Annotated in this window: 15 protein-coding genes and 1 pseudogene; 8 read left to right on the top strand and 8 right to left on the bottom strand. The window is 45.1% G+C overall.

The window, feature by feature from the left end; translation table 11 throughout:
* Positions 1–175 precede the first annotated feature (175 nt).
* Positions 176–352 (bottom strand): hypothetical protein, encoded by a 177-nt coding sequence (locus tag RMO79_RS05860; protein WP_310482118.1) that lies wholly within the window; start codon positions 350–352, stop codon positions 176–178.
* A 150-nt stretch (positions 353–502) separates the two neighbouring features.
* On the opposite strand from RMO79_RS05860, the gene RMO79_RS05855 reads away from it, so the two are divergent.
* From RMO79_RS05855 to RMO79_RS05845, 3 genes are all read left to right on the top strand, one after another.
* Entirely contained in the window at positions 503–1,783 is a 1,281-nt protein-coding gene (locus RMO79_RS05855; RefSeq protein ID WP_310482117.1) for a PD-(D/E)XK nuclease family protein, read from the top strand.
* Between the two features lie 437 nt (positions 1,784–2,220).
* Positions 2,221–2,520, top strand: coding sequence for a type II toxin-antitoxin system HigB family toxin (locus tag RMO79_RS05850; RefSeq protein ID WP_310482116.1), 300 nt, complete (start codon positions 2,221–2,223; stop codon positions 2,518–2,520).
* Positions 2,504–2,923, top strand: a complete 420-nt coding sequence (locus RMO79_RS05845; RefSeq protein WP_310482115.1) for a transcriptional regulator — start codon at positions 2,504–2,506, stop codon at positions 2,921–2,923. The genes RMO79_RS05850 and RMO79_RS05845 overlap by 17 nt, the downstream gene beginning before the upstream one ends.
* On the opposite strand, the gene RMO79_RS05840 is transcribed toward RMO79_RS05845, so the two are convergent.
* The 3 genes from RMO79_RS05840 to RMO79_RS05830 are packed head-to-tail and all read right to left on the bottom strand — an operon-like array spanning position 2,882 to position 5,812.
* Complete coding sequence (locus RMO79_RS05840; protein ID WP_310482114.1) at positions 2,882–3,235, bottom strand: hypothetical protein; 354 nt, start codon at positions 3,233–3,235, stop codon at positions 2,882–2,884. The genes RMO79_RS05845 and RMO79_RS05840 overlap by 42 nt on opposite strands.
* Before the next feature lie 39 nt (positions 3,236–3,274).
* Positions 3,275–3,631 (bottom strand): hypothetical protein, encoded by a 357-nt coding sequence (locus RMO79_RS05835; RefSeq protein ID WP_310482113.1) that lies wholly within the window; start codon positions 3,629–3,631, stop codon positions 3,275–3,277.
* Between the two features lie 3 nt (positions 3,632–3,634).
* Positions 3,635–5,812 (bottom strand): DUF5682 family protein, encoded by a 2,178-nt coding sequence (locus RMO79_RS05830; protein ID WP_310482112.1) that lies wholly within the window; start codon positions 5,810–5,812, stop codon positions 3,635–3,637.
* A gap of 120 nt (positions 5,813–5,932) precedes the next feature.
* On the opposite strand from RMO79_RS05830, the gene RMO79_RS05825 reads away from it, so the two are divergent.
* Both RMO79_RS05825 and RMO79_RS05820 read left to right on the top strand, forming a co-directional pair.
* Positions 5,933–6,220 carry a type II toxin-antitoxin system HigB family toxin gene (locus RMO79_RS05825; protein WP_310482111.1) on the top strand — a complete coding sequence of 96 codons (288 nt, stop codon included), beginning with the start codon at positions 5,933–5,935 and terminating at the stop codon, positions 6,218–6,220.
* 33 nt (positions 6,221–6,253) lie between these two features.
* Positions 6,254–6,661 (top strand): hypothetical protein, encoded by a 408-nt coding sequence (locus tag RMO79_RS05820; RefSeq protein WP_310482110.1) that lies wholly within the window; start codon positions 6,254–6,256, stop codon positions 6,659–6,661.
* A gap of 459 nt (positions 6,662–7,120) precedes the next feature.
* On the opposite strand, the gene purM is transcribed toward RMO79_RS05820, so the two are convergent.
* Positions 7,121–8,149: a phosphoribosylformylglycinamidine cyclo-ligase gene (purM, locus tag RMO79_RS05815; protein ID WP_310482109.1), complete on the bottom strand. Its 1,029-nt coding sequence runs from the start codon at positions 8,147–8,149 to the stop codon at positions 7,121–7,123.
* 827 nt (positions 8,150–8,976) lie between these two features.
* On the opposite strand from purM, the pseudogene RMO79_RS05810 reads away from it, so the two are divergent.
* From RMO79_RS05810 to RMO79_RS05800, 3 genes and pseudogenes are all read left to right on the top strand, one after another.
* A pseudogene (locus RMO79_RS05810) lies at positions 8,977–9,339 on the top strand (septal ring lytic transglycosylase RlpA family protein); the annotation flags it as partial.
* A 687-nt stretch (positions 9,340–10,026) separates the two neighbouring features.
* Positions 10,027–11,319, top strand: coding sequence for a septal ring lytic transglycosylase RlpA family protein (locus tag RMO79_RS05805; RefSeq protein WP_310482108.1), 1,293 nt, complete (start codon positions 10,027–10,029; stop codon positions 11,317–11,319).
* A gap of 65 nt (positions 11,320–11,384) precedes the next feature.
* Positions 11,385–12,599, top strand: coding sequence for an MFS transporter (locus RMO79_RS05800; RefSeq protein ID WP_310482119.1), 1,215 nt, complete (start codon positions 11,385–11,387; stop codon positions 12,597–12,599).
* A gap of 107 nt (positions 12,600–12,706) precedes the next feature.
* Here the strand turns inward: RMO79_RS05800 and RMO79_RS05795 are convergent, their stop codons facing one another.
* The 3 genes from RMO79_RS05795 to RMO79_RS05785 form a co-directional block, all read right to left on the bottom strand.
* Positions 12,707–13,363: a hypothetical protein gene (locus RMO79_RS05795; protein ID WP_310482107.1), complete on the bottom strand. Its 657-nt coding sequence runs from the start codon at positions 13,361–13,363 to the stop codon at positions 12,707–12,709.
* 132 nt (positions 13,364–13,495) lie between these two features.
* A complete protein-coding gene (locus RMO79_RS05790) occupies positions 13,496–14,767 on the bottom strand; it encodes a dihydroorotase (RefSeq protein WP_310482106.1) in 1,272 nt (423 codons plus the stop codon).
* Positions 14,768–14,791: 24 nt separating this feature from the next.
* On the bottom strand, positions 14,792–16,129 hold the full coding sequence (locus RMO79_RS05785) for a histidine phosphatase family protein (protein WP_396136534.1): 1,338 nt from the start codon (positions 16,127–16,129) through the stop codon (positions 14,792–14,794).
* Positions 16,130–16,300: the final 171 nt, after the last annotated feature.

The raw sequence follows: 16,300 nt of genomic DNA, 5'->3' as shown, positions 1-16,300 counted from the left end.
GCGGAGCCTCTTCTAAGGAACTTAGCTGAAACTGGCTCAGAGCAAGGATCTGTAAATTGGGTTGAAGCATGAAATTAGGGCGTGCCCAAACAAAGTTTCTTTCACCCTTTAGACGACATTTATGTCGGCTCAGATGCTCTGGAAGAGAATCCGGTGATTCCGTCATACTTGCTTACTACCCATTAACTTCTTCACCACCCATCTGTATAGTCAATGCATCTAGGGCTTCTCCTGCGCTTTTGCCTGTAGATTGTCGATTTCCAATAGCTGCTCGGTAAACGCGATCTCCATTGGTAGTAGCAATTGTCGTGATTCTTTTCCAGAGACGCTTTGCGATCGAAATAGTTTGCATGAAGGAGCCTCGCATCTTAGTCCTAGACTTAGTTTAGCTCAAGATAGCGAGAACTGCGAACGGTGGGTGACAATTCCAAGGATTGTTAAGGGAATAATAAGCAAAGTATTTCGATCGGTATTCAAAAAGTTAGACATTTTCATTATGGTGATGAGCGAACAGGATCGAGAGTTTTGGTTTGGATATAACGAGTTTGCTGATGATGCTGAATTTAGAGTTTTTCAAGCTTGGGCATATAACGGAAGTTGTATCCAGCAAAGAATGGGATTATTTGAAAGTCCACCAGCCTGGTGGGAAATTCTGAAGCCAAAGATCGATCGACTGAAGAATTATCAGCAAGCAAATATAGAACTGAGGAAGCCAACCGATAATTTTCTATCTGAATTAAAGAAGTTGCCACCTTTACAACGTCGGCAACAGACATTTATGGAAATCGCAGGTTATCCACACTTTGAAAATTCCTGTAGCAACATACTCCAATTTTACTTAAATCCAAATAACGAGCATGGATTTGGCACACTTTTACTAGACTCTTTAGCTACACTCATTAATGCAGATTTAGTAACTGACGAGCAAAGTATTGAAGTACGAAGAGAAGAACTTACCGCTCGAAGGAATCGTCTCGATTTAATCGTTGAATCCAATAATTATATTATTGGAATAGAAAACAAGCTTTTTGCAAAGGCATACAATCCTTTCTGTGATTACTCAAGACATCTTGAATCATCGAGCAAAGGTCGTCAAATTTACAAGGTGTTATTATCATTACGACTCGAACAACCATCCCCTGAATTGTGTGGTTTTCAACCGATCGGCTACGATCTATTTCTCCAGGAAATAAGTACAAAATTCGATGCTTATGCTCAGAATGCAAACGAGCAACACACAATATTTTTACAAGATTTTATCCAAACAATGCAAAACTTACAAAGTCCAACGTCGATCGATCCACAACGCTTAGAATACTTTCGCAATAACCATCAGGAAATCACAACTCTACTTGGTGAAGTCGATGAGCTTCGTAAGGATATGCGAAGAAAAATAAAACAGTTAGAACAGACAATCGATCTTAAAGATATATCTTATTCTTCTAGTATTGAATCTGGTTTATGGAAATCATCCACGGATTTAATAGATGTTTTATGGTATATTATTCAGATTGAAAACTCTCTATGGTTGCAGCTTGACGTGTGCCTGACACCAATAGGATGGAAGATGCAATTCTGGTCTAGAAAAGGCGATCGTATGAAAATCAAGCAACACCTTCAAGAGCTAAACATCGATGTTGAACCATACGACAAAAACTCGCGACTGATCTATAAAGGTAAAGATAAAGATCGAGCATATAATATGGATATAGAATCTGTCACAACATGGACGATTGATATGTTGAGAAGGCTAACTAATCCTATCATATTACCAGAGTCATGAATTGTAGGTTGGGTAGCACGAAGCAAAACCCAACAATCCCTTCTAGGGAAGTAGGTGCGAATATCGCCCAGCCACCGAGCGACATTGGTTGCAGAACGTCCCAAACCACCACTACGAGTATCATTATCGAAACGATACAGCGCGGAAAGGGCGCGATCCATTTCGATATCGCCGCCAGTTAAGCCCCCAGCCCCAACACCACAGCTACCTTCAGCTTCGCTACCGAGCACCAATCGCCACCGTTTGAGTCTTTCGGATTCAGTCATATCAATACTATGTTTGTTGACAATTAGTTTTCAATGTGCAAACATATTCGTGTGGCAAGATGTAAATCTATTTTGACTTTTAGAGTCAAAATACAACTATTTTGCTTGTGTCATCCAGTATCAATCATTTTAAACCAGCTATCGTAGATCGACATCTAAAGGAAAGCCCCGATGCATCTTATTTCTGCTGGCAAGCTTAAAGAAGCCTCAGCCGTGTATCCCGATGTAGAGGAAGTAATTAAGAATTTTTACAAAAAGGTTGAAAAGTCAACATGGCAAAATCTTATTGACGTGCAAACAGACTATCGATCCGCTGAAGCCGTTGGTAATTTTACAGTATTTAATATTAAAGGTAATAAGTATCGTCTCATTCTCGATCTAGATTATGAAGAACAAGTAGCTTATTTTAAATATTTTCTGACCCATGATGAATACAACAAAGATCGATGGAAAGATGACCCATACTATTAACCACGAAAATTATATCTGTTTATTAGATCGAGACTGCATTATTCCCAAAATTATTGAAAGCAATGAAGAATACGAACAATTTTTGGCAGTAGCTGAAAAATTGATTTCTAAAAAACAGACTCGTACTCTTGAAGAAACAGTTCTATTCAGACTATTAGTTAAGCTAATTAAAGACTATGAGGAGGAAACATATTCGCTCGAAGAGTGGTCTCAGACAGCACCTCACGAACTCCTGCAACATTTGATGGCAGCCAGAGGGATGAAGCAAGTAGACTTGGTAGGAATAATTAGTCCATCAAAAGGACTGGTATCTTCGATCGTTAATGGTAAGAGATCGATTAGCAAAGTACAAGCCAAAAAATTAGGCGAAATTTTCAATATTTCTGCTAGTGCCTTTATTTAATATGTATTGATGCACAATAGTATCGATCGAACATCTCAAATTTTTACAAGCTATATCCCCAAAAATGAGAGGCATTCGATAGCAAGTGCCGTGTAGCTCATCTAATTTTTGGATGAGGCGTATGTATTTTGCACTACTCTCTTCGTCGAGCAATTGTTGCTCTCTTTCTTCAATTAATTCTCGAATGGCGATCGCTGCCTCTTTATACAAAAAACCGCTTCCCAAGCGTCCTCTCAGTGTCTCAGTTGAAAGTTTGCGGAGTCTCTCTTTGCACTCAGCTATTTTACGGAAATACTGCTCCTGCTTACTCATTGGAAGGATGTAGACATTCAGGACTGAGATTTATGCTAACTACGAATTGTTAATTATGCTGTATTGGCGATCGTAAGCCAACACAAAATCTGGAAATAGCTCTTCGTAAAGAGGATAAGCAATTCCAAATACAGTAACTTGAATTTCTTCCAATTCTGTCAAGCAGTCAAATATCGAGACACCTTTTGATAGAATAACCTCACCATTAATTCGAGCCGCCGATAGCGGAAGATGTTCTTGTGATGACTCGCGCAAAGCGATAAATTGCGATCTAAATCTTCCATAAGCAGGCATTGGTAAAAAGTTGCCAGATACAACGCCCATAGGTGGATCGCCACATTCAAAAGCTGAATGTCCGATAAGGATCGTATCGATAAATATTTGGTACTCGCTCATAAATTATGCAAAGCCTAACAACTGCGCGACGACTGGTAAAGATTGGCGCGATCGAACTATATTAAAGTTATCGGATTCAGTCACAATTACCTTACTAATAACTTGCCCTTTCGCAACCTTTTCGCCCATTTGTTGACGTTCGGGAGAGCTAAACGTCGCAAAAGTGCGGCGCAATAATGGCAACACCGCGACAAAATTATCTGCCGATAATCCGGCGATCCATTCGTCTAATACTTGCCAAATTCCATCGCTATGCAATAGCAATAAACCGCTCCCGCGCAAGAAGCCTTCCGCCCAAGCTGCGGCTGCTGTGGGTTCGTTGGCGAGGGAGAGAGCCAAACTCAATCGCTGACTGGTGGCGGTGGTATCTAGACTACCATCGTCGAATAACAGCCGACAGCAACGTCCCTGTACTAAACCGTGAACATTTTGCTGGCTGGCAATCTGGAGCAAAACTTGTCGCCAGTTTGCTAATTGCTCTGAATTTTGGAGCAGTTTAATCGTGCTGTTTGTCTGCCCGATTGCGTCGAAAATCTGCTGGGCGGCATCGTCGTCGAGGGATTGGCAGGAATTGGGTAAACCGATGCAGAGGCGGGTAATTAGCCCATCTACAACGATCGCAATGCTGGTAGTATCGGTTTGGCGCACGTCGCCATAACGGAGGATATTTGCCAGCGGGGGTAAGGCATTCATAAAATGCAGCGTATCGCTGGTAATGGCAGCGATGGCTTGGAGTTGCTGCATCAGGATGGGAATTGCGGCATCGAGGCTGGCTAATAAGACTCGATCGAGTAATGTAGTCAGGGTGGGTAAATCTTGGGCATCCTGGGCGGTTTGACGGGCGAATGCGGTAGCGGCGGATGCGATCGAATTTCCCCAAACGCCTGCTTCAATTAGCTTGACGGCGAATTCTGGGTGCCAACACAGCAACCATCCTTCTTTAAATGTCCCCGTGCTGCTGGTGCGTTGGGTTTTACCCCAAGGGAGATCGAGCAGATTGAGACGGTGGAAGAGTTGCGATCGATCTAAATCGTTGGTATTCCGCAGATCTAATTCTAAGGTTTTATCGATCGGTTCTTGCTTGAGCCGCAATTTTTTAATTAGTTTCTGTAAGTCTTGCTGGAGTGGAACTTGGGGTGTGTCGCTGGGGACTTGTCCCAGTCTGTCGTTAATAATTAATTGCTGGTGAATCAGTTGCATCGGCATCGGATCGCCAAAACACAGCACCGTTTGGACGGCTTCATTGACTTCTGCCAAGCCTGGAAGCGGACTTTCGCGCATGGCGGCGAGGGTTTCGGCTAGTCGCACGGCTTCAATCACGCTCGCCGAAGAAGCATCGATATCTTCTTTCCGCAACAACCGTGCCACATTTGTCAACCACCGAATCACGACGTTTTTTTGATGCGTCCATAAGTGGTGATACCATCCTGGCGACTCTACCCCCGCACCATAGCCACTCGCCGCACTCAACCGTCCGTAAGTCCACGGTACCCACGTCGCTTGAATCTTGGCTTTAGTTGGCGCGGGCAGTTGCGCCTTATCTTCACTCGCTGCTGGTAACGGCTCCACCAGCGCGGGTGCGTGCCATGCTCCACAGACTACCGCTAGTTTTTGAAAACCTTCCGCCTGCGATTGGCGCAAACATTGGCGCATATAAGCCTCGCGGATGAGGTCGTATTTATCCGTACTTTCGGCTAATTCCTGCCTTAGTGCCGTCATCGCTTCTAAAATCGCCGCAAACAAATCGGTACTATTGCGCCGCTGCTCGACTAAATATTCCCAATATCGTTCGCCCTCGCCAAATCCCGCCGCCTGACTCAACAAACCCAACGGATCTACACCTGGATGCGTTTTATCTCGCTCTAATTCCCCCCGCATCCCCGCTGGTAAATCGATAAACCGGACGGGAATCTTGGCACTCACAGCATACTGAATCGCTTGCCATTCGGGCGAATAGATGGCAAAGGGGTAATAAGCAGCTTGCTGGAGATCTTCTAAGTCGTACACCAGCACAGCAACAGGCGGTTTCATCTCAGTAGATTGCGCCAGTGCAAGCAAATCGTTAGCCTCTGGCGGCCCTTCAATTAAGATGATATCTGGTTGTAAACTCTTTAAAGCCGATCGTAAGCTCCGCGCCGAACCTGGCCCATGATGGCGAATGCCAAAGATACTGGTAGTCATTTCGATTTTGGATTATGGAAGATCTGGATCGAGATATGAGAATATTTAAGTCATTACTTGGCGATCGAGCGAATTAATTAACCTTTAGTTATACTATGTAGCAGCAAGAGTCGATCGACAATGGAAATTATTGGTTTGAGCGAATTAATCGCTAGTGATCTGAAACATGCTGATGTCCAAAAAGCTGTAAATACCTGGATTGCTGTCGTTCAGTTCGCTCAATGGCAAAGCCTAATCGATATAAAAAATACTTACAGTCGATCGGCTGACTATGTAAACGATAGAACTGTGTTTAATCTACGGGGAAATAACTATCGCTTAATTGTGGTAATCGATTATGAACTACAAATAGTTGTTTTTGAAGCCTTGCTTACTCATGCTGAGTACGATCGATACAGCTTTGACTAAATCGATCGCAATTATTATACCAAAATAAAGACCGTGACAACTACACTAAATCCGATTACGTATGGTCGATTGCTAGCTCAGTTTCAGCCTCAACAGCTAGAAACTAGTGAGGACTATCGATCGGCTCGACTAGCAATTTTAGATTTACTTAAAAAAGGACAACTTAGCCCCGAAGAAAAAGCCCTAACTAAGTTAATAAAATCGCTGATGCGCGAATACGATCGCCAACATTCACCAATAACTACTGCTAACCACAATGAAATTTTAGAACATCTGATGGAAGCCAATCAACTAAATTTTCAAGATTTTGCCGTCCAATTAGGCGGTGAAGAAGTATTGTCAGCAATTATTGATGGTTCTAGATCGATTTCTCCTCAACAGGCTCAAATTCTTGCCGATATATTTAAAGTATCTCCAACTTTGTTTACAGATCGATCGTGATATTTACTCGACGATCTTCACCTGATTTGCTACCTACTCCCTTTCCGCCAGAAGAATATAGATTATACTTCTACCCTATTGCTGTCAGAGATCTTTTTTTTAACCGCAGAGGCGCAGTGATGCACTAAACCCGCCCCTACGGTTGGTGTGAGAATATATTATATTTAAAACTATGGGTCTGTAAGGGCGGGTTTATGCTAGAAACGATCGCTATAATACAGTCATCTATCAAGCGAACCCGCCCGTCCCACCAATATCTGTTAGGTCACTCAAAAGATCTTAAATGGGTTCTATAGTCTTTGAGCGGAAAGGGAGTAGCCCGAACTTGTAGTTCAGGGCGGTGCTTGAGCGGAGCAGATCGATTTCCCTTATCCCGTTAGCAATGATTTGCCCGATCTGAAAAATGAGGGTAGAAGTAATTTTACCCTCATTTTGACAAACGGTTAAATTTAGCGAACCTTAATCAGGGATGCCGATTAAAGATCGATCGCCTGCAACTACTTGCCCGATCGCATAAGATGCGATTTGCTGCGATTCAAAAAAGGCGATCGCTTCTGCTACCGCCGTTGCTGGCACAATGACTACATATCCGATACCCATATTAAAAGTATTAAACATATCTACTGGAGCCACATTTCCCGCTTCGGCTAGCCATTGAAACGCTGGGGGAATTTGCCAACTGTGGAGATCGATCGAAATCGAATGGTTAGCACTCAAGCAACGAGGTAAATTTTCGGGTAAACCCCCACCAGTGATATGCGCCATGCCGTGAATGGGTAATTGTCGCTCGATCGCTGCTAAAATCGGCTTCACATATATTTGAGTGGGAGTTAGATAGACGCATCCCAAATTCTGCCCCGCCAAGCTACTGGGGGTATCCTCCCACTGATAGCCGCCATCGGCGACAATCTTTCGCACCAGACTGTAGCCATTACTATGAATACCACTACTGGCTAAACCGATCGCCACATCGCCGATTTGAATCTGGGAGCCATCGATCAGTTTGCTCTTTTCGGCTATTCCCACCGCAAAGCCAGCCAGATCGTATTCGCCTAATTGATAAAATCCGGGCATTTCTGCTGTTTCGCCTCCTAGCAAGGCGCAACCCGCTTGCCGACAGCCATCGGCAATTCCCGCAACTACCTGAGTAAGTTGGGTGGAATTGAGTTTACCAGTTGCCAAATAGTCGAGAAAATAGAGCGGCTCGGCTCCACATGTGAGAATATCATTAACGCACATTGCAACTAAATCGATGCCGATCGAGGCATGATTATCTAATTCTTGGGCGATTTTAAGTTTGGTACCTACCCCATCCGTACCGGAGACGAGTACTGGCTGCCGATATCCGGCTGGCAATTCAAACCAACCGCTAAAACCGCCCAAACCCCCTAAAACTCCCGGACGATGCGTGCTGTGGACGAGGTTTTTAATGTTTTCGACAAACGCTCTCCCCGCCACCACATCGACACCTGCTTGTTGATAATCCATAGCTAACTCGTAAGCGAGATCGAGACACAGGTATTCTACAGCGATTGCTTTACACACCGCAAATGCGCCCGATTCTGCAGGCGGACGACAGGAGCGATAAGATTGTTTCCCAAGCTCGTTCGCGTAGCGTACCGGAGGTAATCGATCTCAATATCAATATCGCTAAATTGGGAATTTTGCCAATGAGCGATATTACTGAGATGTGCTCGTACCAATAGTTACACCGAGCTTCAGTAGGCTATTTCGCCAGTGTTCCACCCTAATCTTGAATGTAGCAATTTCAAATGATGGAGATCGGGAGAGTTTGATGTGCTAATTTCGATCGTTGGCAACTCAATTTCACTAATTTTTAATAAAAAAACCGCTAATTTTCAAAACCCGTCAACCCCATCTCAGCCAAATAATCATTTAAATAATATATATAAAGAAATGTAACATATCATTTTTCCTGATTGAAAAATCGTGGGGATCGCACCACTCAAAGCTTGAAGTGGTGGGGATCGCTCGGAATTTTGGCACTCGATCGAGATATTTTGCGTGCACACGAAACAGGTTTTGTCAAGGATCTCAAACGGTAAAAACCGAAAAAACTTCGTGTTATGGTAGACCCATCGTTCCTCACACCGAGGTGAACACGGAACAAGTATGAGTTATGAACGGGCAAACAAAACCCAATTAATCGGGAATAGCCCAACCAAATCTCAAAGATAAAGACGTTTCACAATAGGCATATGAATTACCAAACTTTGACTGGATTAACTGCTCTCGTAGCAACTCTGACCGTATCTACAGCGGCATCTGCTACACCATCAGTCAATTCCATTCAATCCAATTCCATCGCATCCAAACAGTTAATCGCTCAATCAGTCGGACAAGCTTCTTTTTACGGCAACCAACCCGGTGAAGGCGGCCCCCTAACAGCCAATGGCGAAAGATACAATCCTAGTGGCTACACTGCCGCTCACAGAACTTTACCTTTCGGTACCAGAGTTCGCGTTACTAGTCCTTCGACTGGTCGTTCGGTAGTAGTTCGCATCAACGATCGCGGCCCCTTCATCGGTGGTAGAATCATCGACTTATCCGTCGGTGCAGCAAGAGCGATCGGTTTGACAAATACTGGTGTCGGTACCGTCCGCATGGAAGTAGTCGGTGGTGGTGAAAGTCGTCGTCAAGGTCGTCGCAACCGCTAATTGATAAAATAAATGTTTCGAGTCGATCTCGTCGCTCCTTTTGACTGGGTTTTATCGAGATCTGACTCAATTTAGGTGCTATCTATCTTTTCCCGTTTGGAGCATCCGAGCTGACATTTATGTCATCTGAAGGATGAAAAAATCTGTATTGGATGTGTTGGGTTTCATTCTTCAACCCAACCTACGACCCTTGCTATCAATTTTCGCAAAGCTCTGACGGAATCGTATACCCGCGCACAGCGGACACGCCGACGAGAAATTTAATTCAAATAAGTCCGTCCCTCAACTAGGGATAACATAGACCCCTCCCACTTCCCCGCACACATAGGCGTTACAGTAGGCGGGGTTTGTCCATAAAATAGTAACGTCGCACCCCCAGAATGCACTGCTAGTGAAATCTACTTTCAAGGTCTAATTTGATACTGGTTCGAGCATAATTCCCACAGAGTGGGTACCCTAAAATAGTGTAGTAAAAGACCAAGTTTTGTAATTGCAACTAAAGCGAAATTTATCGGTGACAAAATTCAGGTAAAATTGATTGTCAAGGTCGATGCAATGCAGATAGTTAGCAAACTATTTTACCGACATCGAGATTAAATGCTCCCAGCCGATCGAACTAGATTTAATTGAATCGAGTTAAATGCATCGACCCGATCCAGCTTAATATTATTTCCCCCCCGAAGGATTATGAATCAACATCGTTGGAACTGTCTGACTGCATTATTCCTGAGTACGGTAATCGCGCCAATTTCTAGCGTTCGGGCTGAAGTACTATCGCCAGTAGTGGGTGAAGCTATTTCCCCGCCATCATCACCAACAACCTCACCATTAACTACCACCCAACTTAAAACCGAGACAGCAGTTCCTCTGATTCAAGCGGTGCCAGAAGTAAGTGCCCTCCCAATTCTCACTCCATCGGGTAAAATTAAAACCATTACTCCCAGCCGCAAGCTCAAAATTGCTAGAGCAGTCAGCTTCCCCGTTCAAAATAGTCCGGCTCCAGCCCCTATTTCTCCATCTTTCACCGAGCCATCGGTCTTCAATCCAGCACTGCGCGCGAGTAAAGCCATTGTCTCGATGCCAAGTTCGATTGAGCAAAGCTCACACTTCGTGAACGATACCTCCGTTCCGGTAAGTTCGGTCGTACCGCTACCTCAAGTTAACAAAGGATCTGCTCGAGTTCCCACGAAAATTTTCACCAGCCAAGTGACGAGCGAGCCAATTTTCGTGACTCGGAGTGATAATTCACAATTAACCAAGGGCAAATTACCCACCACCATTACTAATTCGGCTACTGTTAGAGCTGAAATCGTGACGACCCCAATTGTCGTACCGGAAGATTCGCGATCGGCAACAGCCACTATCGCCCCCAGCGAACGCACGGAAACTAGCAGCGTGCCTCAAGTTGCCCCGATCGCCAGCTATAAAGATAAAGCCGATCTGCCCAGTTTTGAAGCAGGTTCGCCAGTATTTATTTTTGAAGAAGAGCGTCCCCAGCAAATTGTGGCTACCGTCATCGCTCAAGTTGACGATAAAATCGTCGCTCCAGAGCCGAGTATTGCCATCCCCGTCGAGCGTCCCAAACAACAGACTATTCCTTTTCAATCAATTTCGCCCACACCGACGATCGTGAAAGTCGAGCCAGCAGAGGCAACTTCACAACCAGTTCTAGATAATATTGTCTCTACTCAAACCGGGAAAGCCTCCTGGTACGGCAGTGAAGGTGGCCCTAAAACTGCAAATGGGGAAAGATACAATCCGAACGGTTTGACCGCCGCACATCGCACTTTACCCTTCGGTACCAAAGTTCGAGTTACTAATCTCAAAACTGGTAAAAATGTTATTGTCAGAATTAACGATCGCGGCCCCTTTCGGGGCAATCGGATTATCGATATTTCCGCTGGTGCGGCTGAAGTAATCGGTCTGAAAAGTGCTGGTGTCGGTCAAGTCCGGGTCGATATTTTGGAAGATCGCGGCTAATCGTCAAATAATAGCTCGATCGAGTCGGAACTAGTATGTCAACATATTGATATACCCTCACTCCGATTATGCTCAAGCTACCCCGACAGATTTGGATCCTCGCGCTAGGTAGATTACTATCAGAAATCGGGAGCGGATTTACGCTATTTTACGCCCCGATTTTTTTCGTGCAGCAAGTAGGATTATCGGCAACATCGGTAGGATTAGCATTAGGTAGTGCCTCGATTTCTGGTGTCGCCGGACGGTTGATTAGCGGCACTTATGCCGATCGGTGGGGACGCAAACCAGTATTATTATTATCGACATTTGTATTGGCAATCGCTTGTTTTATTTTTGCCAATACAAATAGTTTTGAAACGCTAGTCATCGGTTGTTTGGTACAGGGTTTAGGATTGGGATTGTATTGGCCTGCTAATGAAGCGATCGTCGCCGATTTAACCGATGGAGAAGCACGCCGATTTGCTTATGCAATCACCCGATTGGCAGATAATTTAGGGATGGGTTTGGGCATAATTGCTGGCGGAATTTTAATTGGCTCGACGGGAGCTTATCGGACGTTATTTATTATCGATGGAATTTCTTTTTGCTGTTTTTTACTAACGATCTCAGTTGGCATTCAAGAGACGTTACAAGCACAAACAAAAGCGATCGGATTTATTAGCGGTTACACTACGGCATTACGCGATCGCCGTTTATTAGTTTACGTTGCCGTCAATATTATTTTAACTGTTTATATATCTCAAACTCAGACTACTTTACCATTATATTTTAGTGGTTTCGTCCCACAAGCTGGGGCGAGCGGTTTTAGTCCGCAAATAATTAGTGTCCTGTTCACGGGACATTTATTAATGACGATCGTCGCACAATTGCCGATGCTCAAATTATTACAAAAATTGAGTCACGCTCGATCGTTAATGATTTCTGGCGGGTTATGGATTTTAGGTTTTGTTTGTATAACCTTAACTGGGACGGCAGCTAATTTACCAATCCTTTGGGCGAGTTTGGGATTGGGATTATTTGCCTTAGCAATTGTGAGCTATACGCCAACTGCATCTGCCCTAATTGCCGATTTAGCTCCCCCTTCTTTACGTGCTGTTTATACCTCAATTAATTCGCTCTGTTGGGCGGCAGGCTACGCAATTGGGCCGCCATTGGGCGGTTGGGCACTCGATCGATCTCTTCAATTTGCCCACGATTTCTGGCTCGGTTTAGCAGCCACAGTTCCGATCGTTTGGCTGATTTTATTGTGGTTGGAAAGATCGATCGAGGTTGGAGAATAATGTTAAATTAATTGAGAATTGAGAATTGGGTTGTTAGAATCGTGATTTAAAAATGACCCTAACAACCATCCACCTAAAAGGCGGGGAATTTAACCCCCTGCTTCTTGTTAATTAGGATCGATATTAGACTTGAGTTTAATTTGCAGATCTGTACCTTTTTTCAAGACTACTTCACCGCCAGGACTAGACAAAACAAATGCGGTAGCTGCGGCGGCTCCTGCTAGTTTACCATTCTTAAATTTAGTCTTATCGCCGATAAAATTACCTGCGATCGTTCCGCCGAGAATAATACCAGCATTTTTCAGAAATTGACCCTTCGTTTTAGTCTCAACTTGAGTATTAACTAATGTGGCATCGATTGGGAATAAATCGCCATTTTTGAGTTTGAGAGCGTCAAATGTAAGATGCATTTTTGCTTTCTTACCTTTGGCGGCTTTAGTAACCTTTTCTAAATGCCCTTCGATCGTCGCATCTTTAAGAGCTGGATATTTACTAACCGAGCCATTTTTAATTTTAATTGTAAACTTTTCATTGTTACGATTTTTGCCGCTAGAAAGTTCTTGTTGCAGATCGGTATTAATAGTAACTCCGGCTGGAACTATTGCTAACGCATTACTATTTGCTGGTTTATTCGTGGTAGTTATCGCGCTAGAGGTAGCTGTTTTAGCCGGATCGACGGGTTTTTCGGCAACTTGTTTGCTACAACTAGCCAAACTGCCTAAAGATAACGTTAACAGCGCAATTGAAACGGATTGTTTTAACATAATTCTTGACTCCACACCTCATACCACACTATTAAATGTATGTGATGTCTGTAGTCTAGCATTTGCCAATCGATTCAACCATTGGCTATTTGTCTGGAAATAGGGAATAGTAAATAGGGAATAGTGAATAATTTACTGAGTAAATAAAGCTCGATCGCAATTGACTTTACCTACAATTTCTCGACCCAGCCATGCGGTATTATGAGATAGAGATTTGAGGCTATTTTTAGTAACTACCCAAGTTTGCTGCGGATCGAAAAGGATCGACTGAGTGGGGGGCGATTGGTGCAGACAATGTGCGGGATTGGTGCTGAGTGCCGCCCATAGTTCTAGTGCCGATAGTTTACCTGGTAGGACGAGATTTGCCCATAATAACGGTAGAGCTAATTCTAACCCGATCGCGCCTGCGGGGGCTTCGCCAAATGCGACCGTTTTTTCCTCGTAAGTATAGGCATGATGGTCGATCGCGATCGCATCGATCGCACCTGTTTTTATCCCATCAATCAGGGCAATTTGGTCGTCTGGATTGCCTAAAGGCGGGTTCAGTTTAAAATTGGGGTTGTAGGTGGCTAGGTCGGTAGTATTGGCGATAAGGTGCAACCAGGTGGTACTGGCGGTAATCGGTACGCCGCGTTGTTTGGCGGCGGTGACTAGCTCTACGCCGCGTCGGGTGGAAATCCGCATCAGGTGGACGGGGGTGCCAACTTCGGCAATAATTTCAATAAGCTGGGCTAGCGCGGCGGTTTCACTACTGACAGGATCGACGGGTAAGCCATATTTCAGGGCGGCGACACCCGCTCTGGCGACTCCATTACCGCGCAATTGACGATCGAGCGCGGATAATCCGATCGGGCGGTTGAATGGTTGGAGATATTCAAGCAGGCGACGAATTAGGGCAGGATTGGAGATCGATCGTCCATCTGCCCAGCCTGTAATATTAGTAGTGGCAAGTTCGGCTGATTCGGTCATAGTCGCACCTTCGACACCGATAGTCAGCGCGCCCCAGTAGCCGAGTTGGGGACAGTTAGGCATTTGGGAGGCGATTTGCCGATACTCGCGATCGAGGCTGAATATACTACTAGCTCGATCGAGTGCGGGTAAGGTATCGGGTAAGATATTTAGGGATCTAAAACCGCCAGCTTGGGCAGCTTCTAGCAACGATGTAAGTGTTTCGCGCTCTTCATGTCCCGGCGTACCGCTGTGACTGTATAAGTCTACCAAACCCGGTGCAAGGATGAGGTGCCCTCCGGGGATAGTCTCTAAGTCGGTGGGGAGTGGGGTGGTGTCGGAGACTTCCTGAATTATGCCATCGCTAACTAAGATATCTGCCACTCGTTCGGTGAGATTGCCATCGCTGTCGCCGATCGGGTTTAATATTCTAACCTGTTGGAATAATTGGTTCATCGTTTCTAAATTGCGAGTGCAGCCTTATAATGCGCCAGCGGCGGTTTTATCGAGGATGCCGCCAGAGAGATGACTGGTAATATTTAGTGCTTGAATTACGGGTTTGCCCTCGATACCGTCTGGATAGTCGATGACTGTGACTGCACCATTACCCTGTTTGATTTTCCAGATATCTGCTAAACCCAGTCCCAGCAAAGAACATAGCAATACTTTATTGGTGGCATCATGAGCGACAACGATTCCCGTTTGGGCATTATTACCCACCTGTCGGATCGTTTGTTGCCATGCTGCTGTCGCTCGATCCCAGACATCCTGAAGATTCTCGCCTTCAGGCATTTGGACGGATTCGGGCTGGTTGTGCCAACGAGCGAGTTCGCCAGGATATCCAGCCTCAATTTCGGTTTCAAATTTGCCTTCCCAGAGTCCGTGCCCGATTTCGCGGAGATCGGCATTCTCGTGTAATGTTAAATTTGGATGCTCTTGGAGAATAATTTGGGCGGTTTCTTTCGGACGCAACATCGGACTGGTAAATCCAAAGTCGATTTGGGTGGTTTTTAAAAATTCTGCGGCTAGACTGGCTTGATTGCGTCCGTTATCGTTGAGGGGGACATCGATTTGACCTTGAAATTTGCCCGCACGATTCCAGTCGGTTTCGCCGTGACGGATTAGCAAAAAGCGAGGGCCGATATTTTGCGGGCGAAAGGTGGGTAATTGCTGCCCCAGGTGACTGGTTTGGTTGAGCGATTCTAGCTGGACATTTTCGCCCCAACCGCCGCTAAAATTTAGCACAGTAACGCCGCAATTTGACTGCTGAATGCTATGGTACTGGGCTGGAGCTATCCCTAATGCCGTACTAATTAAGGCGCGGTTAATGCCATTGTGGGCGACGATCGCGATCGTCTTATCTTGATGCTGTGGTAATATCTCTTGCCAGAAGTTGGTGGCTTGTTCGTATAAAGCTAACACCGGGAAAAATTCGCTCTCGCTACCATCTGCTTGTGGGAGCGACATTGTTAGTTCGTGGGGACGTTCTTTCCAGGCGCGATATTCGGCTGCATATTTTTCGCGAACTTCTTGATTAAGCATTGTTTCCCATAATGGCAGATCGATCTCTAACAGTCGATCGTCAGCCTGGAGCCGATCTTGTTGTTGTAACTGGGTTAACACGATCGAGGCTGTCTGCTGCGCTCGTTGCAGCGGACTAGCATAAACTTTATCGAACTCTAAGCCTTGTAATGCTATCCCTGTGAGTTTAGCATCTTCACAACCCCGATCGGTCAAGACGGATAAATCGCTCCGCCCTTGAATTCGCCCCTGGCTGTTATAACTACTTTGTCCGTGCCGTACAATAATTACTCGCATACTCACAGGTCTCGTCCTCCATTAGCTGACTCATCTTATCAGGGGTTAGGCAGCCGGAACAACTAGTCGGTCGGGATGGGGGGATGGGGGGATGGGGGGACCGAGGTGAAGGGTCCGCTCGTTCAGCCGCGGCCGTGCCGCTGCACTTTGCGCAGCACCATCGGATGCTGG

This window comes from Chamaesiphon sp. VAR_48_metabat_403, from assembly GCF_031422475.1.
In the GTDB taxonomy this organism is placed as follows: Bacteria; Cyanobacteriota; Cyanobacteriia; order Cyanobacteriales; family Chamaesiphonaceae; genus Chamaesiphon.
Note: the sequence above shows the minus strand (reverse complement) of the source record. Positions and strands in the feature narration are given on the sequence as shown.